This is a genomic window from Achromobacter sp. EB05 (genome assembly GCF_044232075.1).
Classification (GTDB): Bacteria; Pseudomonadota; Gammaproteobacteria; order Burkholderiales; family Burkholderiaceae_B; genus Achromobacter; species Achromobacter dolens.
This window is the reverse complement of record NZ_CP155917.1, coordinates 2,452,032-2,476,220: the sequence shown is the minus strand read 5'-3', so window position 1 is coordinate 2,476,220 and position 24,189 is coordinate 2,452,032. Positions and strand designations below refer to the sequence as shown.

Annotated in this window: 20 protein-coding genes; 5 read left to right on the top strand and 15 right to left on the bottom strand. The window is 67.9% G+C overall.

The genetic code is table 11. From position 1 onward, the window contains the following. Positions 1–114: 114 nt before the first annotated feature. Positions 115–729 carry an SCO family protein gene (locus AAID08_RS11370; protein ID WP_054504173.1) on the top strand — a complete coding sequence of 205 codons (615 nt, stop codon included), beginning with the start codon at positions 115–117 and terminating at the stop codon, positions 727–729. Positions 730–871: 142 nt separating this feature from the next. Continuing rightward, positions 872–1,123 (top strand): GlsB/YeaQ/YmgE family stress response membrane protein, encoded by a 252-nt coding sequence (locus AAID08_RS11365; RefSeq protein WP_049074432.1) that lies wholly within the window; start codon positions 872–874, stop codon positions 1,121–1,123. Between the two features lie 78 nt (positions 1,124–1,201). Here the strand turns inward: AAID08_RS11365 and adeC are convergent, their stop codons facing one another. The 3 genes from adeC to AAID08_RS11350 are packed head-to-tail and all read right to left on the bottom strand — an operon-like array spanning position 1,202 to position 7,079. Continuing rightward, entirely contained in the window at positions 1,202–2,692 is a 1,491-nt protein-coding gene (gene adeC / locus AAID08_RS11360) for an AdeC/AdeK/OprM family multidrug efflux complex outer membrane factor (protein ID WP_054504141.1), read from the bottom strand. Further along, positions 2,689–5,871 carry an efflux RND transporter permease subunit gene (locus AAID08_RS11355; RefSeq protein WP_372414542.1) on the bottom strand — a complete coding sequence of 1,061 codons (3,183 nt, stop codon included), beginning with the start codon at positions 5,869–5,871 and terminating at the stop codon, positions 2,689–2,691. The genes adeC and AAID08_RS11355 overlap by 4 nt, the downstream gene beginning before the upstream one ends. A 14-nt stretch (positions 5,872–5,885) precedes the next feature. Beyond that, complete coding sequence (locus AAID08_RS11350; RefSeq protein WP_049074437.1) at positions 5,886–7,079, bottom strand: efflux RND transporter periplasmic adaptor subunit; 1,194 nt, start codon at positions 7,077–7,079, stop codon at positions 5,886–5,888. A gap of 336 nt (positions 7,080–7,415) precedes the next feature. Between AAID08_RS11350 and AAID08_RS11345 the strand changes: the two genes are divergently transcribed. Then, positions 7,416–8,321, top strand: a complete 906-nt coding sequence (locus tag AAID08_RS11345; RefSeq protein ID WP_006394388.1) for a LysR family transcriptional regulator — start codon at positions 7,416–7,418, stop codon at positions 8,319–8,321. A gap of 89 nt (positions 8,322–8,410) precedes the next feature. Here AAID08_RS11345 and AAID08_RS11340 read toward each other — a convergent pair whose 3' ends face one another. Next, complete coding sequence (locus AAID08_RS11340) at positions 8,411–9,142, bottom strand: pseudouridine synthase (protein WP_054504139.1); 732 nt, start codon at positions 9,140–9,142, stop codon at positions 8,411–8,413. A gap of 126 nt (positions 9,143–9,268) precedes the next feature. On the opposite strand from AAID08_RS11340, the gene AAID08_RS11335 reads away from it, so the two are divergent. After that, positions 9,269–9,889 (top strand): chorismate--pyruvate lyase family protein, encoded by a 621-nt coding sequence (locus tag AAID08_RS11335; RefSeq protein WP_395757814.1) that lies wholly within the window; start codon positions 9,269–9,271, stop codon positions 9,887–9,889. Between the two features lie 76 nt (positions 9,890–9,965). On the opposite strand, the gene AAID08_RS11330 is transcribed toward AAID08_RS11335, so the two are convergent. From AAID08_RS11330 to ggt, 8 genes are all read right to left on the bottom strand, one after another. Continuing rightward, positions 9,966–11,384, bottom strand: coding sequence for a DHA2 family efflux MFS transporter permease subunit (locus AAID08_RS11330; RefSeq protein ID WP_054504138.1), 1,419 nt, complete (start codon positions 11,382–11,384; stop codon positions 9,966–9,968). A 56-nt stretch (positions 11,385–11,440) separates the two neighbouring features. Further along, the gene (locus tag AAID08_RS11325) at positions 11,441–12,139 is read right to left on the bottom strand and encodes an SDR family oxidoreductase (protein ID WP_064525525.1); all 699 of its coding nucleotides are present in this window, start codon (positions 12,137–12,139) and stop codon (positions 11,441–11,443) included. 125 nt (positions 12,140–12,264) lie between these two features. Continuing rightward, a complete protein-coding gene (locus AAID08_RS11320) occupies positions 12,265–12,864 on the bottom strand; it encodes a TetR/AcrR family transcriptional regulator (protein ID WP_054504136.1) in 600 nt (199 codons plus the stop codon). Between the two features lie 120 nt (positions 12,865–12,984). Then, entirely contained in the window at positions 12,985–13,440 is a 456-nt protein-coding gene (locus tag AAID08_RS11315; RefSeq protein WP_395757649.1) for a hypothetical protein, read from the bottom strand. A gap of 5 nt (positions 13,441–13,445) precedes the next feature. After that, positions 13,446–14,324, bottom strand: a complete 879-nt coding sequence (locus tag AAID08_RS11310) for an ABC transporter permease (RefSeq protein ID WP_054504133.1) — start codon at positions 14,322–14,324, stop codon at positions 13,446–13,448. Further along, on the bottom strand, positions 14,321–15,265 hold the full coding sequence (locus AAID08_RS11305; protein ID WP_116793295.1) for an ABC transporter permease: 945 nt from the start codon (positions 15,263–15,265) through the stop codon (positions 14,321–14,323). The genes AAID08_RS11310 and AAID08_RS11305 overlap by 4 nt, the downstream gene beginning before the upstream one ends. A 75-nt stretch (positions 15,266–15,340) precedes the next feature. Next, complete coding sequence (locus AAID08_RS11300; RefSeq protein ID WP_054504131.1) at positions 15,341–16,855, bottom strand: ABC transporter substrate-binding protein; 1,515 nt, start codon at positions 16,853–16,855, stop codon at positions 15,341–15,343. 60 nt (positions 16,856–16,915) lie between these two features. Next, positions 16,916–18,544 (bottom strand): gamma-glutamyltransferase, encoded by a 1,629-nt coding sequence (gene ggt / locus AAID08_RS11295; RefSeq protein ID WP_054504130.1) that lies wholly within the window; start codon positions 18,542–18,544, stop codon positions 16,916–16,918. A gap of 105 nt (positions 18,545–18,649) precedes the next feature. On the opposite strand from ggt, the gene AAID08_RS11290 reads away from it, so the two are divergent. Then, on the top strand, positions 18,650–19,552 hold the full coding sequence (locus AAID08_RS11290) for a LysR family transcriptional regulator (protein WP_054504129.1): 903 nt from the start codon (positions 18,650–18,652) through the stop codon (positions 19,550–19,552). A gap of 104 nt (positions 19,553–19,656) precedes the next feature. On the opposite strand, the gene AAID08_RS11285 is transcribed toward AAID08_RS11290, so the two are convergent. From AAID08_RS11285 to AAID08_RS11275, 3 genes are read right to left on the bottom strand one after another with little or no spacing between them, the layout of a single operon-like run. Further along, entirely contained in the window at positions 19,657–21,831 is a 2,175-nt protein-coding gene (locus AAID08_RS11285) for a phosphocholine-specific phospholipase C (RefSeq protein ID WP_395757648.1), read from the bottom strand. Between the two features lie 37 nt (positions 21,832–21,868). Then, entirely contained in the window at positions 21,869–22,036 is a 168-nt protein-coding gene (locus AAID08_RS11280) for a hypothetical protein (protein ID WP_167517661.1), read from the bottom strand. A 21-nt stretch (positions 22,037–22,057) separates the two neighbouring features. Next, positions 22,058–24,046, bottom strand: coding sequence for an alkaline phosphatase family protein (locus AAID08_RS11275; protein WP_395757647.1), 1,989 nt, complete (start codon positions 24,044–24,046; stop codon positions 22,058–22,060). Positions 24,047–24,189 lie beyond the last annotated feature (143 nt).

Below are 24,189 nucleotides of genomic sequence, written 5' to 3'. Positions count from 1 at the left end.
AAGTGCGCCGCACGCGCCTTGCGGCGGGACAAACACCAGCGTTGGCGGCGCGCGGCCAACGCGCCGCCAACGGGTAGAATCGACGGGTTTATCCCCCAACCGGCGATGGAACCCATGCGACACCTGCTTACCGGACGCGCCTGGCGCGGCCTCTTCCTGGCCCTGTGCATGCTGCTTGCCGCCTGCGGCGACCGCAATGTCGATTGGACGCTCTACAACGTCAAGGGCCACCTGCCCGACCTGAAGTTCTCGTTGCCGGGCGCGGGCGGCAAGACCGTCAGCAGCGACGACCTCAAGGGCAAGACCGTGCTGCTGTTCTTCGGCTACGCCAGTTGCCCGGACATCTGCCCCACCACCATGGCGCAGTTGACGGCGGTGCTGCAGAACCTGGGCGACAAGGCGCGCGACGTGCGCATCGTGTTCGTCAGCGTCGACCCGCACCGCGACACGCCGGATATCCTGCAGGCCTACGTCAACGCCTTCAACAGCAACGCCATTGGCGTCACCGGCAACGAAAAGCAGGTGGCCGACCTGGCGCGCCGCTACCGCGTGGCCTACCAGATCGAAAAGCCCCGTCCCGGCGATGACGCCGACCAGTACGAAGTGACCCACAGCCGCGGCGTGTACATTTTCGACAATCAGGGCCGCGCCCGCCTGCTGGCCTCGGACACCGACAGCATCGAGGCGATGACCAAGGACCTGCGCCAGTTGATCGACCTGACTTCGTAAGGCGAGGTGCAACATTGCTGCATGGGCCATGCGGCGCAGCATGTTGCGTCCAGACCCCAAACACCAGTTGTTACAGCCCCGCTGGCGCGCGCGTGGGTAATATCAGGGCACATCGCCCTTTACCCTCGCAAGGAGTACGCGCATGAGCATCATCATCATGATCATCGTCGGCTTCATCGTCGGGCTGCTCGCCCGCGCGATCATGCCCGGAGACCAGAACATGGGGATCATCATGACCACCATACTGGGCATCGTGGGCGCGGTCGTGGCCGGCTTCCTCGGCCAGAAGCTGGGCTGGTACGCCCCGGGCGAACCGGCCGGCTGGATCGGCTCGGTGGTCGGCGCGATCATCGTCCTGTTCGTGGTCGGCCTGATCGCCAAGAAACGCACCTGACGCGCCGCGCGCGCACCACGCAAAGCGGGCCGATCTTTCGATCGGCCCGCTTTTTTTCGCTGTCGGACTGCCCGGGGATCAGCCCCGCTGGCCGTTGGCGGCGGGCGCGGCGTCCGGCCCCGGCTGCGCCGCCGTGACGGTGCGCTCGGTCCAGCCGCCGCCCAGCACCTTGTATAAGGTGACCAGGTTCGACAGCCGCGCCAGGCGCGTATCGACCAGCGACTGCTGCGCGGTGTAGAGCGAACGCTGCGAATCGAGCACCGTCAGGTAGTCGTCGATGCCCTGGCGGAAGCGCTGCTCGGACAGGTCGTAGGCGCGCTGGTTGGCGGCCACCAGCAGTTGCTGCGCCTGGATCTGCTCGTCCAGCGTGCCGCGGCCGGCGAGCGCGTCCGCCACTTCGCGAAATCCCGTCTGGATCGTTTTCTCGTACTGCGCGATCTGGATGTTCTTCTGCACCTTGGCCAGGTCCAAGCCCGCCAGCAGCGAGCCGCCGGCGAAGATCGGCACCGTGATCTGCGGCACGAAGCTCCAGGCGCCCGAACCCGCGTTGAACAAGCCGCCCAGGCTGGCGCTGGCGGTGCCGGCGTTGCCCGTCAGGCTGATGGTCGGAAAGAATGCGGCGCGGGCCGCGCCGATGTTGGCATTGGCGCCCTTGAGCTGGTGCTCGGCGGCGCGGATGTCCGGACGGCGCGCCAGCAGCTCGGACGGCAGGCCGGCCGGCAGCGCGGTCGGCAGCATGCCGTCGTCAAGCTTGACGGCGTTGTCCAGCGCCGCCGAGATTTCCGGCGACAGCGGCTGGCCCACCAGCAGCACCAGCGCGTTGCGGTCCTGCGCGGCCTGGCGCGTGTACTGCGACAGGTTGCGCTGGGCGGTGCGCAGCGACACTTCGGCCTGGCTCAGGTCGAGCGCGGTGGACAGGCCCTGGTCGTAGCTCTGCTTGGTGAGCTTGTAGGAATCATCCTGGCTCTTGAGCGTGTCGCGCGTCAGGCTCAGCAACTCCTGGTCAGCGCGCAGCGTCAGGTAGGCGTTGGCTACTTCGGCGATCAGCGTCAGTTGGGTCGCGGTGCGGGTTTCGTCCAGCGCCAGGTACGATTCCAGCGCCTTGTCGCTCAGGCTGCGGATGCGGCCGAACAGGTCCAGCTCCCACGAGGACAGCGCGGCGCCGACCTGGTAGTTGTGGCTGGTGGTGGCCTGGCCGCTGGGCGACAGGTCGGCCGGCGTGCGCTGGGCGGTTTCCTTGCCGGCGATGCCGACGCTGGGCAGCAGGTCGGCGCGCTGGATGCGGTACTGGGCCCGCGCGGCCTCGACATTCAAGGCCGCCACGCGCAGGTCGCGGTTGTTGGCCAGCGACTGCTCGATCAGTTGCTGGAGCAAGGGATCGGCGAAGAAGTCGCGCCAGCCGATGTCGGCGGTGGCCACCGGACCGGCGGCATCGGCCTTGTAGGCCGGGCCGGCCGGATAGGCCGCCGAGACCGGCGCGTCGGGCCGTTCGTAGGTCGGGGCCAGCGAGCAGCCCGCCAGGGCCGCCGCCAGGGAAAGGGAAACCAGGGTTCTCATCTGCAGCTTCATTGCGGTTTTCCTTCGACGGACACGTCCTGCGCGTCGTTGGCGCTGGGGTCGTGCGGATCGCGTCGCGCGCTCATGCGTTCCACCTTGAACAGGCGCAGCATGATCACGAAGAACGCGGGGACGAAGAAGATGGCTAGGAAGGTCGCGGTCAGCATGCCGCCGATCACGCCCGTGCCGATGGCGTTCTGGCTGCCCGAACCGGCGCCCGAGGAGATCGCGAGCGGCACCACGCCCAGGATGAACGCCAGCGACGTCATCAGGATCGGGCGCAGGCGCTGGCGGGCAGCGTGGATCGCCGATTCCGTCAGACTCGCCCCGGCCTCGTAGTGCTCCTTGGCGAACTCCACGATCAGGATGGCGTTCTTGGCCGCCAGCCCGATCGTTGTCAGCAGGCCCACCTGGAAGTACACGTCGTTGGACAGGCCGCGCAGCAGCGTCGCGCCCAGCGCCCCGATGATGCCCAGGGGCACCACCAGCATGACCGCGGACGGAATCGTCCAGCTTTCATACAGCGCCGCCAGGCACAGGAACACCACGATCAGCGAGATCGCGTACAGCGCCGGCGCCTGGGCGCCCGACAGGCGTTCTTCGTACGACATGCCGGTCCACTCGAAGCCCACGCCGGTGGGCAGCTTGCTGGCGATGCGTTCCATCTCGTCCATGGCCGCGCCCGAGCTGTAGCCCGGCGCCGCGCCGCCCTGGATGTTGTAGGAAGGCACGCCGTTGTAGCGGTTCAGCTTCTGCGGGCCGAAGCTCCAGGTGGCCTTGGCGAACGCCGAGAACGGCACCATGTCGCCATCCTTGTTGCGCACGTACCACTTGTCCAGATCGTCGGGCAGCATGCGGGCCGAGGCCTCGCCCTGCGCGAACACCTTCTTGACGCGGCCGCGGTCGATGAAGTCGTTGACGTACGACGAACCCCAGGCGGTGGACAGCGTGCTGTTGATGTCCGACACGGCCACGCCCAGCGCGCGCGCCTTTTCGCGGTCGATGTCGAGCTGGTACTGCGGCGCGTCCTCGATGCCGTTGGGGCGCACGCCCTGCAGGATCTTGCTCTGCGCCGCCTCGCCCAGCAACTGGTTGCGCGCGGCCAGCAGTTTTTCATGGCCCACGCCGGCGCGGTCCATCAACTGGAAGTCGAAACCGTCGACGTTGCCCAGTTCCATCACCGAAGGCGGCGGCACCACGAACAGTTGGGCGTCGCGCTCGGTCTTGCGGAAGTGCGCATTGGCGCGCGCCGCCACGGCGGCCGCCTTGAGATTGGCGGCGCCGCGGTCTTCCCAGTCGCGCAGCTTGATGAACAGGATCGAGGCATTCTGGCCGCGGCCGCCGAAGTTGAAGCCGTTGACCGCGAACACCGAGGTGACGGCATCCTTCTCTTCGGTCAGCAGGTAGTTGGTGGCCTCGTCGATGACGGCCTTGGTGCGCTCGGCGGTGGCGCCGGCGGGCGTCTGGATCTGGGCGAACAGGATGCCCTGGTCCTCGGCCGGCAGGAACGCGGTCGGGATGCGGGTGAACAGCCAGCCCATGGCGATGACGATGGCCAGGTACACCACCATCAGGCGCTTGGTGCGGCCCAGGCCGCGCGCCACGGTATTGGCGTAGGCGTGGCTGCTGCGGTCGAAACTGCGGTTGAACCAGCCGAAGAAGCCGCGCTTGGTGCCATGGTGGCCCTTCGGGATGGGCTTGAGCAGCGTGGCGCACAGCGCCGGCGTGAAGACGATGGCGACGATCACCGACAGCACCATCGAGGACACGATGGTGATGGAGAACTGGCGATAGATCACGCCAGTCGAGCCGCCGAAGAACGCCATCGGGATGAACACCGCGGCCAGCACCATGGCGATGCCGATCAGCGCGCCGGTGATCTGGGTCATGGACTTGCGCGTGGCCTGCTTGGGCGTGAGGCCCTCCTCGGCCATCACCCGCTCGACGTTTTCCACCACCACGATGGCGTCGTCCACCAGCAGGCCGATGGCCAGCACCATGCCGAACATGGTCAGGGTGTTGATGGAATAGCCGAACGCGGCCAGCACGCCGAAGGTGCCCAGCAGCACCACCGGCACCGCCAGCGTCGGGATCAGTGTGGCGCGGAAGTTCTGGAGGAACAGGTACATCACCAGGAACACCAGGATGATGGCTTCCACCAGCGTCTTGAACACTTCCTCGATCGACAGGCTGACGAACGGCGTGGTGTCGTACGGATAGACCACGTCCATGCCCGGCGGGAAGTACGGCTTCAGGTTGTTGATGGTGTCACGCACCGCCTGCGCCGTATCCAGCGCGTTGGCGCCGGGGGCCAGCTTGATCGCCAGGCCCGAGGCGGGCTTGCCGTTGTAGTAGCTGTCGATGGCGTAGGTCTGGCCGCCCAGTTCGATGCGAGCGACGTTGGCCAGGCGCACCTGGGAACCGTCGGCATTGACCTTGAGCAGGATGCGGCCGAAGTCTTCCGGCTTTTCCAGGCGCGAGGGGCCGATGATGGTGGCGTTGAGCTGCTGGCCGCGCACCGCGGGCAGGCCGCCCAACTGGCCGGACGACACCTGGACGTTCTGTTCCTTGATGGCGTTGACCACGTCGACCGTGGTCAGGCCGTAGTTCACCAGCTTGGCCGGATCCAGCCAGATGCGCATGGCGTACTGCGAGCCAAACAACTGGAAGTCACCCACGCCCTGCGTGCGGCTGATGGGATCCTGGACGTACGAGGCGACGTAGTCGGCCAGGTCGTCCTTGGTCATCGTGCCGTCGGTGGACACGAAGCCCGCCACGATCAGGAAGTTCTTGGTGGCCTTGGTGACGCGGATGCCCTGCTGCTGCACTTCCTGCGGCAAGAGCGGCTGCGCCAGCGACAGCTTGTTCTGCACCTGCACCTGCGCGGTGTCGGGGTTGGTGCCCTGGCGGAACGTCAGCGTGATGGACATGCTGCCGTCGGCGTTGCTTTCCGAGGAGATGTACTCCAGGCCGTCGAGGCCGTTCATCTGCTGCTCGATCACCTGCACCACGGTGTCCTGCACCGTCTGCGCCGAGGCGCCCGGGTAGGTCACCGCGATGCCGATGGCCGGCGGCGCGATGTTCGGATACTGCGAAACCGGCAGCTTCAGGATGGACAACGCGCCGGCCATCATCAGCACGATCGCGATCACCCATGCGAAAACCGGTCTATCGATAAAAAACTTTGCCATGCAAGGCTCCCTGACTACTGCTTGGCCGCCGCGGCGCCCGCCTGCGGTTGCTGCGCCGGCTTGGCGCTGGCTTCAGAGGCAACCACCTCGACGCCCGGGCGCACCATCTGCACGCCTTCCACGATGACCTTGTCACCGGCCTTCAGGCCGTCGGTGACCAGCCACTGGTCGCCAATGGCGCGGTCGGTCTTGATTTCACGCAGTTCCACTTTGTTCTCGGCATTGACCACCAGCGCCGTCGGCAGGCCGCGCTGGTTGCGCGTCACGCCGCGTTGCGGCACCAGCAGGCCGTCGGCGGCAACGCCGTCGACCAGGCGGGCGCGCACGAACATGCCGGGCAACAGGCGGCGGTCCGGGTTGGGGAACACCGCGCGCAGCGTGACCGAGCCGGTGCCCGGGTCGACGGTGACTTCGGAGAACTGCAGCTTGCCCTGCTGGGTGTATTGCGAGCCGTCTTCCAGCGTCAGCGTGACCAGCGCGGCCTGCTCGCCCTCGGCCTTCTTCAGTTGACCGCTGGAGAGCGCGTTCTGCAGGCGCAGCAATTGCACGCTGGACTGGGTCACGTCGACGTAGATGGGGTCGATCTGCTGCACGGCGGCCAGGGCCGTGGCCTGGTTGGCCGTGACCAGCGCGCCCTCGGTGACGGAGGAACGGCCGATGATGCCGCTGATCGGCGACAGCACCTTGGTGTAGACCAGGTTGATGCGCGCGGTGTCGAGCGCGGCCTTGGCCGACAGCACGTCGGCGACGGCCTGGTCGCGCGCCGCCACGGCGTTGTCGTAGGTCTGCTGGCTGACGGCGCGGGTGGCCACCAGCGGCTTGTAGCGTTCGGCCAGCAGCGCGGCGGTCTTCTGCTGCGCCTGGGCACGCGCCAGGGCGGCCTTCTGGCTGTCGAAGCTGGCCTGGTAGAGCGCGGGGTCGATCTGGTAGAGCTGGTCGCCGGCCTTGACCTCGCCGCCCTCGGTGAACAGGCGCTTCTGCACGATGCCGTTGACCTGCGGCCGCACTTCGGCGACGCGGAACGGCGAGGTGCGGCCCGGCAATTCAGTGGTCAGGGAAACCGGCTTGGTGGTGAGCGTGACGACCGTCACCTGCGGCTTGCCCGCCTGGGGTGCTTCCTGTTTCTTGCCGCAAGCGGCCAACGTCAGGGCCGATGCCGTCAGCGTAAGCACCGCCGCACCGCGCCACATCGCGCTTTTCTTGTTCATAGATTGCATTCCCGATTTCCAACTAAAAAGGTAGCGTCATACCCGCCCGCCGTGGCCTGCGCCCGCGGGGCGACCGCGGTGTCCGCCGGGCAACCGGCGACAGCAACGGCGCCACCCGGACCGCGCATCGTTGCGGCTCGTGAGGATTGACTGGGGTGTGGTTTCGCCTCAGACATTCAGGCAGGGCTTCGACGCTTTGCTGCATTGCAGAATCGGCATTTTGCGTTATCCCGCCCGAGAAACAAAGGGGCATATTGAGAAAACATCATTCCAGATATGGGACAATAAATCGCCCCATCGTGTGACAGAATCCCTTCCATGAAACGTCTACAAGGCATGGAACTCTTCGTGGAAGTCGCCAAGACGCACAGTTTTAGCCGTGCGGCGGCCGCCCTGGGGGTGCCCAAATCGACATTGTCTCGCCAGGTGGCCGAACTGGAACGGTCGGTGGGCCTGCGCCTGCTCAGCCGCACCACCCGCAAGGTGGAGCTGACCGACGCCGGCCGGCTGTATTTCGAGCGCTGCCAGCGCATCGTCGCCGAGGCCCAGATCGCCCACGAGGAACTGCAGAAGCTGGTCGACACGCCGTCCGGCCCCCTGCGGGTGAACATGCCGGCCGATTTCGGCACCGATTTCCTGGCTGAATCGTTCATGGAATTCTCGCGCCGTTATCCCGACGTCACGTTTTTCCTGGATCTTGCCAATCCCGATCACGCGCAGCGCGTGTTCCAGACCTGCGATATTTCCATCGAGATCGGCGAACTGCCCGATTCGACGCAGATCGCGAGACTGCTGGGCATGCTGCCCGCCCATCTGTACGCCTCGCGCGAATACCTGGAGAAGCACGGGGAACCGAAGCACCCCAGCGACCTGACCCGCCACGAGTGCATCGAGTTCCGCGCCGAAGGCGCCGGCCGCGTCACCCGCTGGCCGCTGAACAGCGGCGACCAGCACATCCAGTTCACGCCCGGCAACCGCTTTTCCGTGAACGGCGTGGCCATGGCCCGGCGCCTGGCGATGCTGGGCGCCGGCATCACCGTGCTGGTCGGCGGCCAGACCGCCGAACAGAAATCGGGCCAGTTGCGGCGCGTGCTGCCGGACTGGCAACTGGGCCCGTTCCCGGTGTATGCCGTCACGGAAACCCGGCTGCTGCCCGCCAAGACCCGGATCTTCATCGAATTCCTGATGGAGCGCCTGGGCGGAGACGGGCAAGCGAAGGATACCGCGCCGTTCATGAAATGACGGCGGCTCGGAAACAGACTGAAAAACTTGCTCGCGGCCGGGCGGCGGCGGCCCGGCAAGCGCGCGCCGGCGCCGGGCCGGCGCCGCGTTCAGAAGCGTTCGTCGTCGCGCAGGTAGCGCCACTGGCCCAGCGGCAGGTCGCCCAGGGCCACTCGGCCGATGCGCACGCGTTTCAGGCCCACCACCTTCAGCCCGACCAGTTCGCACATGCGGCGGATCTGGCGTTTCTTGCCCTCGCGCAGCACGAAGCGCAACTGGTCGTGGTTCTGCCAGCGCACCTGGGCCGGCTTGAGCGCCTTGCCGTCCAGCGACAGGCCGTGGTTCAGCAGCGCGAGACCGTTCTCGGACAGTTCGCCCTGCACCCGCACCAGGTATTCCTTGTCGATGCTGGAATCTTCGCCGATCAGCAGCTTGGCCACGCGGCCGTCCTGCGTGAGCACCAGGAGCCCCTGCGAATCGATGTCCAGCCGCCCGGCCACGGCCAGGCCGTCCAGGTGGCCGCGCTCGAAGCGCTGCGGGCTGCGGTCGCCGGCAAAGCGCGAACGCGCGTCGATCAGCGCCACCGCGGGCGTGTAGCCCTTTTCGGCCTGCCCCGAGACGTAGCCCACCGGCTTGTTGATGAGGATGGTGACGCGCGATGTCTGGCGCGCCTGCGCGGCGCGTTCCAGCGTAATGACCTGGTGCGGGAAGGCGCGCGCGCCCAGCTCGGACACCACCTCGCCGTCGACCCGCACCCAGCCGCGCTCGATATAGCTGTCGGCCTCGCGGCGCGAACAGAGTCCACGCTCGGACATGAGCTTGGAGATTCGTACTTTTTCCATGGCCAGTATTGTATGCGCAGGCCCCGCCCGCGCCGCCGCCCTGCGGCCGCCAGCGCCCCTGCGGCAATCGGCCACAGGCCGCGACGGCCAGGCCGCGCGCCGGCCTTGGCATAATACGCAGCCATGATGACCTCAGCAGCAGCACATCGCCCTCCCCTGGCCGCCGGCTGGCTGGCCAGCGCCCCGCCCGTCCTGACCCTTGCCCAGCGCCATTGGCTGTTCCGTCCCGGCGCCCTGACCGCCGGCCTGCGCCAGGTCGGCCAGGTGCGCCTGCGGGTGCTGGCCGAGTACGCGGACGGCGCGCCCGCCGACGAAGCGCACGCCATGCGCATCGCGCCCGGCGCGCCCGTCTGGGTGCGCGAGGTGCTGATGTCGGTGGACGGCATCGACAGCGTGCCGGCGCGCAGCCTGACGCCGCTGCGCGCCTCGCACGGCGCCTGGCAGGGCATGCGGCGGCTGCTGACGCGGCCGTTGGCGGACATGCTGTATCACGACAGCACCGTGATCCGCTCGCCGTTCGCGTGCCGCCGGCTGGCCTCGCCGGTGCCGTTTTACGCCACCGCCGCTGGCGCGCTGGCCGCCAATGGCCGCCGGTGCGACGCCGAGCGGGTCTGGGCGCGACGCTCGGTGTTCTGGCGCCAGGGCCAGCCGCTGCTGGTGGCGGAATGCTTCCTGCCGGATTTTTGGCGCCTGGTGGCCGGCCGCGCGGCGCCGCCGCTGGTGCCTCACCAGCGCACGCCGCGCTAGCCGCGAGGCGCCGCCGGGCGCCGCGCCGCACGCCTCCGCCCAGCACACCCCCGCCTCGTTCCCGCCGCGCAGGCGCTTACGCATGCGCGGGGCGCGGCCGGGTGTCCACCGCCAGGCAGAGCAGGCCCGTCAGCAGCGCCAGCCCCACATGGCCGATATACAGCGGATCGAAGTCCGCGTGGCTCAGCGCCCCCTTGCCCAGCAACAGCACCGTCAACGCCACCCCCAGCACCGCGCCGATCTGGCGCGTGGCCTGGTTGACCGCGCTGCCGACCGCGTAGTGCTGCGGCGGCAGGCGGTTGACGGCGGCGCCGGCCAGCGACGGCAGCACCAGGCCCACGCCCAGCCCGCTCAGGATCAAGCCGGGCAGCCAATGCGCCAGGTAGGCGGGCTCGGCGCCCGGCACCAGCAGGAACCACAGTCCGCTGGCGGCGTACACCAGCGAGCCGCCCACCAGGAACGGGCGATGGCCCAGGCGCGCCGCCAGCTTGCCGGTGATGATCGCGGTGGGCATCACCAGCAGCGGGCCCGGCGTCACGGCCAGGCCCGCGCGCGGCAGACTGTAGTGCCAGACGCCGGTCATGTAGAAGAAGAAGGCGAAGAACATCATCGCGAAGGCGATGCCGAAGCTGAGCGTGGCCAGGTTCACGTAGCGATAGGTGCGATGCTTGAACAGCGCCAGATCGACCAGCGGATGCGGCGTGCTGCGGGCCCAGCCCACGAAGGCCGCCAGCGACACCAGCCCCATCGCCGCCACCATCCACAGCTCGCCACGGCTCCAGTGCGGGGATTCCGACTGCACGATGGCCAGCGCCACCGCGCCCACGCCCACCATCAGCAGCGCCATGCCGACGCCGTCGACGCGCCGCCGCGCTTCGGGCCGCACCGATTCCTTGAGGCGGCTGGCGCCGAACCAGAGCGACAACGCGCCCAACGGCAGGTTGATGTAGAAGGCCCACGGCCAGCCGGCGGCATCGACCACGAACGCGCCCAGGCTGGGACCGACCGCCGCCGCCAGCGCGGCCACCGCGCCCCACAGGCTCACCGCCACCGAGCGCTGCGAGGCCGGAAATGCGGCAAGCACGATGGACAGCGAGGCCGGCGTCAGCAGCGCCGCGCCGACCGCCTGCGCCACGCGCGCCGCGATCAGCCAACCGACGCTGCCCGCCAGGCCGCAGGCAGCCGAGGCCGCCAGGAACAGCAGCACCCCGACCATGAACATGCGCTTGCGTCCATGCGTATCGGCCAGCCCGCCGGACGGGATCAGCATGGCGGCGTAGACCACCGTGTAGGCGTTCAGCACCCAGGACATGTCGGCGGCCGAGGCCTGCGGAAAGCCGGCGCGCATGGCGCCGAACGCGGCATAGAGCATGGTTGCGTCCAGGGAAACCAGGAACACGGCCACGCTGGCGATCCAGAAGATCGGCCAGGGAGATTGGGCCGCGAGCGGCGCGGCGGCGGCATGGGGAGCCGCGGAGGTGGCATTGGAATGCATGTCGATCGGACTCGGAAATGGCGTCGGAAAGGTCGCGAGGGCGTAGCGTCCGCGGCTCATGCCTGCAGGTAGACGGGCGGCTCGGCCGCGAGGCCCTGCTTGACCCGGCGCGTGGCGTCGTCGGCCAGCACTTCCTCGGCCCCGGCTTCGAGCGCGTCGAAGGCCTGGCGCACCACCGAGTCAGGAGTGCTCTTGGGCGCGTCCAGTCCCCGCGTCAGGTCGGTATCGACAAACCCCATGTGCAGGCCAAGCACCTGCGTGCCCTGCTCGCGCAGTTCGTGGCGCAGGCCGTTGGTCAGGGCCCAGGCGGCCGACTTGCTCATGCCGTACACGCCCAGCATCGGCCGGTTGATCCAACTGGCGATCGACAGCACGTTCAGCAGCGCGCCGCCGCCGTTGGCCGCGAGCACCGGCGCAAAGCCCTGCGCCACGCGCAGCGAGCCCAGCAGATTGGTTTCCAGGTGGCGGCGCGCCGATTCGATGCTGCCTTCGGCCAGGAAGCCGCCCATGGCGGCGATGCCGGCATTGTTGATGACCAGCGTGACGTCCTTGGCCAGCGCGGCCGCGGCGGCCACGTCCTGGTCGCTGGTGACGTCGAGCTGGATGGCCTGCACGCCCGGCAGCGTGACGCTGGCCGGATCGCGCGCGCCGGCGTAGACCTTGCGGGCGCCGCGGGCCAGCGCCTCGCGGGCGAAGGCCAGGCCGATGCCGCGGTTGGCGCCGGTGATGAGGACGGTGGCGTTCTTCAGTTGCATGATGTCTTTCCTTGGGTGCTGCGTTCTGGCGGGGGGCCGGAAACACCGGCCGGTTATATGAATATGACGATCATCATATTCATGGAGTGAAGAAAGGCCGCGCGCGGCGGCCCGGAAAAAGGGGTTCAGTGGGCGGCTTGACGGCCCTCGCTGTCGTACTGGTCCAGGATCGACTGGCGCGCGGCCGCCAGCATGGCCCGGCCCTGCTCGTTGTCGCCGAGCGCGCGGGCCAGTTGCATGGCGCCGACCAGGTTGCTGGTGATCGCCATCGCCGCATGCGGGCCGGCGTCGGCCGGCAGCGCCTGCCGCACCACGCCGACCAGGCCGGACACCCGGCTGGCCGAGATGTCGCGGACCTCGGGCGACTGGCGCGGCATCTCCGAGGCGAGCGCCGAAATCGGGCAACCGCTCTCGCACCCCAGCAGATGCTTCTCGGACAGATAGCTTTCGACGAGGGCCCGCAGCGGGCTGGCGCCTTCGGCGCGGCGCCGCGCCATGCCCTGCGCCATGCGCGCCGCGCCATCCCGGCCGGCGCGTTCCATCGCCGCCACCAGCATGGCATCGCGCGACGGGAAATGCGCGTAGAAGCCGCCGTGCGTGAGCCCGGCCTCTTTCATGACGTCGGCCACGCCGACGCCGGCGTAGCCTTCCCGACGAATGGCGCGCGCGGCCGCTTCCACGATGCGGTCATGGGATATCTCTTTGCGGGAAGCGGGGCCGGCCATGGTCGGGACTCCGAAATATGATGGCCATAATATAAACCTGCCCCGCACACTTTGCACGCTTTTTTTGTTGCGATGCAAGATCGGGCGCGGAACGTTCCCTGGGCGCGGCGGAGAAGCCCCTCAGGGCGCGCTGAAGCTGTCCAGCACCTTGCGGAACGTCCCGGCCGTGCGGTCGAACCCCTCCCGGGCGACGCCCGGGTGATAGGCTCCAGACGAGCACATGAGGGACCAGGTGTAGCCGTCCGCCAACCGCAGCCGCACCAGCGCCACCTGGCGGTCGTCACCCTGGGTGAGGGTCAGCAGGGCCTGGTGCGCCGGCAGCCCGGCCAGGGTCGACACCCCGTTCTCGAGCACATTCACCTGCTGGTCGGAATACATCATGCTCCAGGCGACTTCGGGCAGGACGGCATCCTGCTCGCCCAGCGGCTCCGGGGGATCGATGGTGCGCAGCGAGACCGAACACGTCTGGTTGTCGGCCGCGGTGGCGCCAGGCCTGGCGATCATGATCATTTCCTGGCCAGCCTGCGCCGGCCCCTGCGCCACCTGGACGACGCGTTTGGGATCCATGGTTGCCATGATGATTACTTGTCCTGACGGGGATCCAGCGCGTCGCGCAGCCCGTCGCCCAGCAGATTGAAGCCCAGCACCACCAGGAAAATGGCCGATCCGGGGAAGATCGACATCCAGGGCGCCTGGGTCATGAAGTTCTTGGCGGTGTTCAGCATCGAGCCCCACGACGGATTCGGCGGCTGCAGGCCCAGGCCCAGGAACGACAGGCTGGCCTCGGCGATGATGGCCGTGGCGATGGTGATGGTGGCCTGCACGATCAGCGGCGGCATGACGTTCGGGAACACGTGGCGGCAGATGATGCGCAGGTCCGAGGCGCCCAGCGCGCGGGCGCTCTGCACGTAGTCCTCGCTCTTGACGGCCAGCACCTGCCCGCGCGTGAGCCGGATGAACTTGGGCGCGGCCGACACGCCGATGGCGATCATGGCGTTGGTCAGGCTCGGGCCGAGGAAGGCGGCCAGCGCGATGGCCAGGATCAGGAACGGGATCGCCAGCAGCGCCTCGGTGGCGCGCGAGATGCAGCTATCGGTCCAGCCGCCGAAATAGCCGGCGGCCAGGCCGAACGGCACGCCCACCACCAGCGCGATCAGCACCGACACCAGGCCGGCCATGAGCGAGGCGCGCGCGCCATAGACCATGCGGCTGAAGATATCGCGGCCGAGCTCGTCGGTGCCCAGCCAGTAGGACGCCGACGGCGCCTTGCGGATGGTGGTAAAGCTGGTCTGGAACGGGTCGTGGTTGGCGATCAGCGGCGCCAGCAGCGCCAGCAGCACGAAGAACAGCACGATCCCCAGGCCCAGCATGGCGACGTGATTGCGTTTGAACTTGCCCCAGGCGCGGTTGCGGCTGCGGGGCGGCGTGACGGCAGCGGCCGTTGCGGGAATGGCGCTCATGCGTGCCTCAGGCGGGGATTGACCAGGATGTAGAGGATGTCGGCCAGCAGGTTCATCAGGATGAAACCCACCGCGACGCAGAGCACCACGCCCTGCACCACCGCGTAGTCGCGCGTGAAGACCGCGTCGACCACCAGCTTGCCGAAGCCCGGGATGGTGAAGACCTGTTCGGTCAGCACCGCGCCCGCCAGCAATTCGCCGAACAACAGCGTCACCAGGGTGACGATCGGCATCAGCGCATTGCGCAGCGCGTGCCGCAGCACCACGCGGCGCGGCGATACGCCCTTGGCGCGGGCGGTGCGCACGTAATCGGCCGACAGCGCCTCGAGCATGGCCGACCGGGTGTGGCGCATGAGATAGGCGGCAATCGCGGTGGACAGCACCAGCGACGGCATCAGCATGGTCTTGATCGACAGCCAGAAGTCCTCGGCCGGCGACACGTAGCCCGAGGCCGGCAGCAGCTTCCATTGCACCGACACCACCATGATGAGGATGATGCCGAGCCAGAAATTGGGAATCGACATGCCTGACAGCGCGGCGATGTTGGCCCCCATCTCGACCGGCCTGCCCTTGCGCACGGCGGCCACGATGCCCATGGGGATGCCCACCAGCAGCGCGAAGAACATGGCCATCGCCGCCAGTTGCAGGGTCACCGGCAGCTTCTGGGCGATCAGCGTGGTCACCGGCACGTCGGTGCGCAGCGACTTGCCCAGGTCGCCTTGCAGCACCTGCCCGGCCCAGGCGGCGTACTGCATCGGCAGCGGATCGTTGAGACGGTATTTGTCGCGCAGATAATCCAGCACGGCGGGATCGCGCTCTTCGCCGGCCAGGGTCAGCACCGGATCGCCGGGCAGGATTTTCTGCAGCATGAAGACGATCATCGACACCAGTATCAGGGTCGGTATCGCGACGATCATGCGGCGCAAGATGAGTTTAAGCATGGGGAAAAACCGTAGAAAACAAAAGGCCACGCGCGCGTGGCCGGCGGGCGCGGCGGCGAACCGCCGCGCACCGGTTTACTTCTGGGCGAACGTCACGCCCTTCAGGCGGATCATGCCGTCCGGATACGGCACGAAGCCCTTGACCTTCTTGGCCAGCGCGAACGGCCACGGCTGGTAGTAGTTGTACACGCCGGGCAGTTCGTCCTGGATGATCGTCTGCGCCTGGTCGTAGATGGCGCGGCGCTTGGTTTCATCCGGCACCGTGCGGGCCTCGTTGAGCAGCTTGTCGACTTCCGGGTTGCAATAGTGGCCGTCGTTGAGCGCGCCCTTGCAGGTCACGAAGCTGTGGATGTTGCCGTCCGGATCGACCCGTCCCGACCAGCCCAGCATCACCACCTGGAAGTTGCCGCCGGCCGATTCCTTCTGCAGGGCGGCGTACTCGGTGGGCCGCAGCGACAGGTCGAAGCCGGCCTCGGAGGCCATGGCCTGCACCATCTCGGCCACCGACGAGGTGGTGGTGTTGTTGCCGAACATGACCTCGGCCTTGACGCGGTCGAAGCCGGCCTGCTTGAGCAGCGCGCGGGCCTTGGCCACGTCGCGCTTGGTCACGGGGAACTTGTCGCTGTGGTAGGGGCTGGCGGGCGGGAACGGCTGCTGCGCCGGTTCGAAGATGCCGCCGCCGGCCACTTCGTTGATGGCGTTGCGGTCGATGGCGAGCTGGAACGCCTGGCGCACCAGCTTGTTCTTGAACGGATTGTCCTCGGCGCGCTTGCCGTTGGCGACGTTGAACATGAACTGCTGGAAGCCCAGGCCGGCCACCGGCGCGAAGGTCAGGCTGGCATCGTTCTTGACCTGCGGCGCGTCGGACGGGTTCAGGCGCTCGAGCAGGTCCAGGTCGCCGGCGCGCAGGTTCGACAGGCGCACGGTGGTATCGGGGATCGGCAGGAAGGTGATGCGCTTGAAGGCGTAGTCCTTGGCGTCGTAGTACTGGTCGAATTTCTCCAGCACGACGCGGTCGTTCTGGATGCGCTCGACGAACTTGTACGGACCCGAGCAGATCGGCTTGCGGCCGACCGCGGCCACGTCGGCGTCGGCGAACGACTTGGGCGACAGCATCATGCCGGCGCGGTCGGACAGTTGCGCCAGCAGCGTGGCGTCGGGCTGCTTGAGGGTCAGCACCAGGGTGCTGGCGTCGGGCGCCTCGACTTTCTCGACCGAGGCCAGCTCGCCCTTGCGCAGGCTGTCGGGCAGCGTCATGGCGCGTTCCAGGTTGGCCTTGGCGGCGGCGGCGTCGAACTTGCTGCCGTCATGGAACAGCGCGTCTTCGCGCAGCTTGAAGGTCAGCACCTTGTTGTCCGGGCTGAACGACCACGAGGTGGCCAGTTGCGGCACGAAGTGCAGCTTGGGATCGATGTCCACCAGCTTGTCGCACAGCGAGGTGAAGACGATGCGGCCGACGTAGGTGCGGGCGCGGTGCGGGTCCAGCACGTCCGGATCTTCCTGCAGGCCGATGCGGATGTTCTGCGCGCAGGCGGCGCCGGCGGCCAGCGCCAGCACGCTGGCGCCGAAGGTCATGGTCAAGCGTTTCATTGTGTTTATTCCCCTTGTGGCTGCAATGCCTGGCTGCGATGCCAGGCGGCAAAGCGCCTGTCAGAAGCCCACGGCCTGGCCGTCGCGGCGGCTGTCGCTGGCGGCGACGTAGCCAAGCTCGTTGTCGCTTTCGGACATGCGCCAGATGAATTGGCCGGCGCCAAAATCCATGTACGGATCGTCCACGGATTTCAAAGCATGCCCGAGGTCTTTCAGGCCCGCAATAGTGGAAGCCTTCATATTGGTCTCGATATCCAGCGTGAAATCGCGGTTGACCTTCCAGCGCGGCGCGCAGCAGGCGGCCTGCGGGTTCTGGTGGTAGTCGACCATGCGGATCACGGTCTGCAGGTGGCCCTGCGGCTGCATGTCGCCGCCCATCACGCCGAAGCTCATGACCGGCTTGCCGCCGCGCGTCAGGAAACCCGGGATGATGGTGTGGAACGGCCGCTTGCCGCCCTCGACCACGTTGGCCGACTTGGGATCCATCGAGAAGCCGACGCCGCGGTTCTGCAGGCTGATGCCCGTGCCCGGCACCACCACGCCCGAGCCGAAACCCATGTAGTTGGACTGGATGAACGAGATCATCATGCCGTTCTCGTCGGCGGCGGTCAGGTAGACGGTGCCGCCGGCGGCCGGGCGGCCCGCGCCGAAATGGGTGGCGCCGTCCAGGCGGATCAGCTTGGCGCGGCTGTCCAGGTAGTCGTCCGACAGCATCTGCTCGGGCGTGACTTCCATCGAGCGCGGGTCGGCCACGTACTTGTAGAGGTCGGCGAAAGCCAGCTTCATGGCCTCGATCTGCAGGTGCTGCGACTGCACCGAGTCGACCGGCATGTCGGCAATGTTGAAGCGTTCGACGATGCCCAGGGCGATCAGGGCGGCGATGCCCTGTCCGTTCGGCGGGATCTCATGCAGCTCGTAGCCGCGGTAGGAACGGGAGATCGGCTTGACCCATTCCGGGCGGTAGGCGCGCAGGTCTTCCAGCGTCATGGCGGCGCCGCATTCCTGGCTGAAGGCGGCGATGCGCTCGGCCAGCTCGCCTTCGTAGAAATCGCGGCCCTTGGAGGCGGCGATGCGGCGCAGCGTGTTGGCCGCGTCCGGAAAGCGGAAGTGCTCGCCGACCTTGGGCGCGCGGCCCTCGGGCATGAAGGCCTGGGCGTAGCCCGGCTGGTTGCTCAGTTCATTGGCGGCGGCGGCCCACTTGTGCGCCACCACCGGCGGCACGGCATAGCCGCGCTCGGCGATCTCGATGGCCGGTTCGAACAGTTGCTCGAACGGCAGCTTGCCGAGCTTTTCGTGCAGCGCGGACCAGCCGGCCACCACGCCCGGCACCGTGACCGCGTCCCAGCCGCGCTTGGGCTGGATCGCCAGGCCGTCGGCGCCGACGCCGTACTTGCGCTTGAAGTATTCGACATTCCACGCGGCGGGGGCCACGCCCGAGGAATTCAGGCCATGCAGTTCCTTGCCGTCCCAGACGATGGCAAAGCAGTCGCCCCCCAGGCCGCAGGAGACCGGCTCGACCAGCACGATGGCGGCGGCGGCGGCGATGGCGGCGTCGACCGCGTTGCCGCCCTTGAGCAGCATGCGCAGGCCAGCCTGGGCCGCCAGGGGGTGCGACGTGGACACCACGTTACGCGCGAACAGCGGGATACGGATGGAGGGATACGGGTTGACCCAGTCGAAGGATTTCATGGCGCCTGTCTCATAGAGGTAAGCAGGCGAAGGTACTCCCGTGATCTAATTAAATCAATTTGATTTTTTGTTCAGTAATAAAAGAAATTTTTGTGAATTGACCCCATGAGCACCATCCGTTTCCTGCGCACCTTTCTGGCCGTCGCCCACCATGGATCCTTCTCCGAAGCGGCCGAGCAGGTGGCCCTCACGCAGGCCGCCGTCAGCTTCCAGATGCGCTCGCTGGAGGCCGAACTGGGGCGCGAGCTGTTCGACCGCAGCGGCCGGCTGGCCATCCTGAACGCGGCGGGCCGGGAATTGCTGCCGGAAATCAAGCACTTGCTGGATTTATACGACCGCATGCGGCTGCCGCGCACCGTGCCGGGCGAACTGGCGGGGTCGGTCTCGGTGGGCAGCATCGTCTCCTGCATGGGCACGCTGTCCAAGGTGGTGTCGGGCATGAAGAAGTCGCACCCGAGGCTGGACGTGCGCATCCTGTCGGGCAAGGCCAGCGAACTGGCCGGCAAGGTCGAGGACGGCGAACTGGACGCGGCCTTCCTGGTGGAGGCCGGCCGCAAGATGGCCAGCACCCGCTGGACCCCGCTGTATGAAGAACCGCTGGTGGTGATCGCCCCGCCCTCGGCCGCCGGCCACGACGCGCGCCAGGTGCTGGCGGGCAACCCCTTCCTGCGCTTTGACCGCACCCAGCGCACCGGCCTGCAGATCGACCGCCTGCTGCGGCGCCTGGCGGTGCCGCTGGACGAATTCCTGGAACTGAACGCGATCGAGACTCTGATCGAACTGGTGCGCCAGGAGGTCGGGGTGACGCTGCTGCCGCTCATCAACGGCTCGAACTGGCGCGACAGCCCGCAGTTGCGCATCCTGCCGTTGCCCGACGACCTGGGGCCGTCGGCCCGCGCCATCGGCATGCTGGAGCGGCGCGAGCATGCCCGCCAGGGCATCACCACGGCCATCTGCGAGGCATGCGCCGCCGCATTCCGGGCGCGCGAGCCGCAGGCCATCCCGTAACCGGCGCGCCGCACGCAAGCACGCCCCGCCTCGCGCCCCGGACGGGAGCGAGGCGGGGCATTGCGCCCGGCGCGGCCGCTGCCGGCCCGCCGCGGGGGGCGCGCTTACAGGCCCATCGCCGGATCGGTGACCGACGGCTTGCCCGTCTCCACCCGGCCGGCGAAGCGGCGGAGATAGGCCGGATCCTCGTTCAGGCGCGCGGTGAAGTCGAACCAGGCGCCGCTCGCCTTGAGCGACCACGACTGCTCGACCTGGCTGCCCGCCGGCACCGTCAACGTCCACTTCTCGTTGTTGGTGTAGTAGGCATTGGGCGTGATGACGAAGGTGCAGGCCTTCTTGCCGTTGTTGATGAAGCTGGTATAGACGTCGCCGTTGGCGATGTCGTAGCAGACACGGATTTCCGCGTCCAACTGCTCGGTGCGGGCCAGCGCCAGGTCGCCGGCAAAATGGCGCAGGTAGCCGTTCGGGCCCATCACCCACAGGTCGTACTTGCCGCCGTCCGCGGCGGCGTCCCAGCTACCTTCCAATTGCTTGCCCGGCTCGACCGCGTAGCGGCGCGGCAGCCGATCCAGGTGCAGGCGGTCATAGACGTGGAACACCGCGGCCGCGCTGCCGGTGTTGGCGAACACCAGCCACATGGCGCTGGTGCCGGGCTGGGCGCGGCCGCTGGTGTGCAGTTCGTAGGGCAGCGCGCGCGAATAGCGCACGCCGGTTTCCTGCTTAGGCTTGACCTGGGTACTGGTGTCCGGCAGCGGCACCTGCGCCAGGGCCTGCTGATCGGCGCGGGTCTGGTCGGCCTGGGCCTTGGTCAGCAGCGTCAGGTCGGGCAGTTGCTCATTGTTGGGCGTGGCGAAGTTGAAGGCCGAGGTCAGGTCGCCCAGCACCGCGCGGCGGTAGGCGCTGATGTTCTTTTCGGCCACGCCGAAACGCGCCTCCAGGAAACGCAGCACCGAAGTATGGTCGAAGGCCTGCGAGTTGACCCAGCCGCCGCGGCTCCAGGGCGAGACGACGTACATCGGCACGCGCGGACCGGGACCGTACACTCGGTTGTCGGCCGCGTCCTGCAGCGACGGTTTGACGTGGCGCTCCAGGTCGGTGTTGATGGTCGAGGCGCCCGCCATCGAACCGTCCGGATTGAGCGACGGCGCGGCCGGCGACGGCACATGGTCGAAGAAGCCGTCGTTCTCGTCGAAGTTGACCAGCAGCACGGTCTTGCTCCAGACGTCCGGATTGGCCGTCAGGGCGTTGAGCGTCTCCTGGATGTACCAGGCGCCCTGCACCGGGCTCGACGGGCCGGGGTGCTCGGAATAGGCCGCGGGCGCCACGATCCACGACACCTGCGGCAGCGCGCCGTTGGCCACGTCGTCGCGCAACGCCTGCAGGAAGCCGCCATCGGGCATGGTGTTGGCCGTGCCTTTGTACAACGGGTTGGCGGCCTCGGATGCCGGCGTCCAGGCCGGCGGATTGGGGTCGACATTGGGATCATTGCCGGCCAGCTCATAGGCCTTGCGGAACTGGCGGAAGCCGGCCAACGGATTGTCGGTGAAATTGTCCGGCAGGTTCTGGTAGACCTTCCAGCTCACGCCGGCTTCCTGCAGGCGCTCGGGATACGTCTTCCAGGTCCAGCCGATCGTCGACGGGCCCAGGTCGTCCCATTGGTTGCGAGTCGAGGGGCCGTTGCCCTGCGCCAGCGGATCGTTGGTTCCGGTCCAATGGAACAGGCGATTGGTGTTGGTGCCGCCGTGCGAAGAACAGTGGTACGCGTCGCACAGCGTGAAGGCCTCGGCCAACGCATACTGGAACGCCAGTTCCTGCCGCGTGTAGTAGCCCATCGACTGGTTCTGCTTGTAGCGCGGCCATTGGTACAGGCGGCCGCCGTCCCAGGCATTCTGGGCGTCGAGATAGTCGTGCGGGGTGCCTGACACGCGCTGGGCGTTGCCTTTGGTGCTGTCCAGGTGATACGGCAGCACTACGCGGGTGCCGTTGGTCTGTTCCCAGACCGAGCGGTTCTGGGGCAGCGGCACCGTGATGCGGTCGCCGAAGCCGCGCACGCCCTTGAACGAGCCGAAGTACATGTCGAACGAGCGGTTCTCCTGCATCAGGATGACCACGTGCTCGACGTCATTGATCGTGCCGGTGCGGTTGTTGGCGGGAATGGCGAGCGCCCGGCGGATGGCCGGCGGGAACATCGACAAGGCGGTCAGGCCGGCGCCGGAGGCGGCGGCGTTGCGCAGGAAGCGGCGCTTGCCGGCGTGGATCGGTTCTTTATGGGACGTCACGGATGCGTTTCCTTGAATGCTGAAAAATGGCGCGGCGTCAGGGCGCGCAACGCAGGAGGGGCTTGGCGGGCTGGGTCGGCGTGTCGGGCTGGCTGCCGGTGTCGTCGTCGTCCTTGTCGCCGCCGCAGGCGGTCAAGGTGGCGGCCAGCATCAGCATGGCGCCCAGGCGCAGGAAGGCGCGCAGGATCGGGGAAGCGGTATTCATGTCGTGTCTATCCTCGGGACATCAGGGGAACAATTCGGAAACCGATTTGCCGGACATGGCCAGCGACTTGACCTCGGTTTCGGTCAGGGCGCGCGACCAGAAGGCCAGGTCGTCGAAATACATGGTGTAGGGGCCCTTGGTGCCGGCGCAGCACACGCCGTAGGTCCCCTTGCCGTCCTCGTTCAGGCCCAGGTGCGGGCCGAACACCCCGGCGATCTGGGCGAAGTTGACGGCGCCGGTGGAAATCGAGCGGCTGAACCAGCCCATTTCCGTGTCGTAGACATAGGCGGCCATGGTCTTGGCGGTCTTGTCGATGACCATCGCCACGTAGACCGGTTTGTTGGCCGTGAACTTCACGCCGTTGATGTCGACGCGGCTGCCGCCGGCCAGGTTGAAGCGCAGCTCGGGGCCAGCCCACTGGGCGATGGTGATGCCGGGGTTGCCGCCGGAGTTGTAGTCTTTGTTGCCCAGGATGGAGCGGTCGTTGGCGGTGCCATCGGACTGGTACCAGAAGCCGATGGTGAACGCCTGGACGCTGTCGAGCAGGCCCGCCGGATAGTCCAGCTTGAAGGCGCCGGTCGGATCGCCCGAGCGCTGGTTCTGGAACATCTTGCCGAACACCCCGCGGTCGCTGAACGCCGGCGCCTGGACGCCGTCGTACGGCGTGATGGCGCCGCCGCCGGCGGCCTTGTCGGTCAGGTTGCCCTCGAACGGGAACAGCATCGCCAGGCCGGTGCGCAGCGACGGCAGCAACGGCACCGGCGCCGTGTAGACCACGGTGGCGCGCACCGCCGTCACGGCGTTGCCGACCGAGATGGCGTAGTTCAGTTCGTGCAGCCCTTCGGTGGTGAAGGTGAAGCCCGTATCGGCGTAGTCGGTGGCGGTGCCCGGCAGGCGCGCGATTTCCGTGCCGTCGCGGGTGATCACGATCTCGCCGGTGGGCGTGCCGACGCGCGTCCAGTTCAGCGCCACGCTCTTGTTGTCCATTGACGTGCGGCTGGTCGCGCGGCGCAGCGCCACCGGCTCGAACAGCGAGGCGCCCGCCAGGTCGTACTGGCCGGCCACGGGCGAAGCGCCCAGGTGCGCCAGGATGGTCGGCGCGGCGTCGGCGCCGCTGGGCAGACCGTACCAGGCGATATTCCAGGCGCCGTCGAACGAGGCGTCGTCGGCGCTGCCGCCCAGCATCTGCGGGCGGTTCACGGCCAGCAGCGTGGTCTTGTTAAGCGACAGCGGCAGGCCGTCGCTGCCGCCGGTGCGATCCAGGCCATGGCTGGAGGCCACCACCACGAGCCAGTTCTCGTCCGGATGGGTATTGCGGCGATCGGCCACCTGAGCCAGCAGCGCGCCGATGGCGGCGTCGGTCTGGCGCAGGATCGCCTGGTAGCCGGCGCCGAAACCGCCGCTCGCGGCGGCGCGCTCGGCCGCGCCGAACTGCGCCAGCACCACGTCATACCCTTCGGTGATGCGGTCGCGCGCCTGGCTGGCGACGCAATCGTCGACGCCGCCGCAGTCCGTCAGGCTCTGCAGGAAACCCGCGTCGCGGTCATTGCCCGTCAGGCTGGCCAGCAGCGACGAGTTGAATGCCGCCGCGGTGCGCGCGGCGGGCTTGGCCGTCCGCACGCGCTGGAACAGCGTCGGGGTCTTGGGCGCCTGGCCCAGCGCGTTGCTGCGCACGCCATGCTGGTCCGCCCACTGGCCGGTCAGCAGCGTGGCCCAGCCGGGCGCCGACAGCGTCGGCTGTTGCGTGACCGCGCCGGTGACGCCGCCGGTCCACGACCGGGTCGCCGTCAATTGCGCCAGGTTGGGCAAGGATTTGTCCGCCGCGCCCTGGCGATAGGCGTCATAGGTCAGGCCGTCCACGCCGATGAACAACACCTTGGCGGCCGAGCCGCCGCCCGCCTGCGCGGCCGGCGCCGGCGTGTCGTCGTCGCTCTTGTCGCCGCCGCAACCGGCCAACGCGCCCAGGGTCGCCAACGCGACGCCCCAGCGCTTCCAATTCGATACCTGCATGTCTTTCCCTTTCCAAACCCGCTTTGTGAGTGGCCCACATAGTGGCGTCGCAAGGTGAACGACCGATGAAGCAAAGAAAGGAATCGTTGATCGACGGATCAGCTTTTTTTCCCAGTGCGATACAGACGGCAACAAACGCAGGG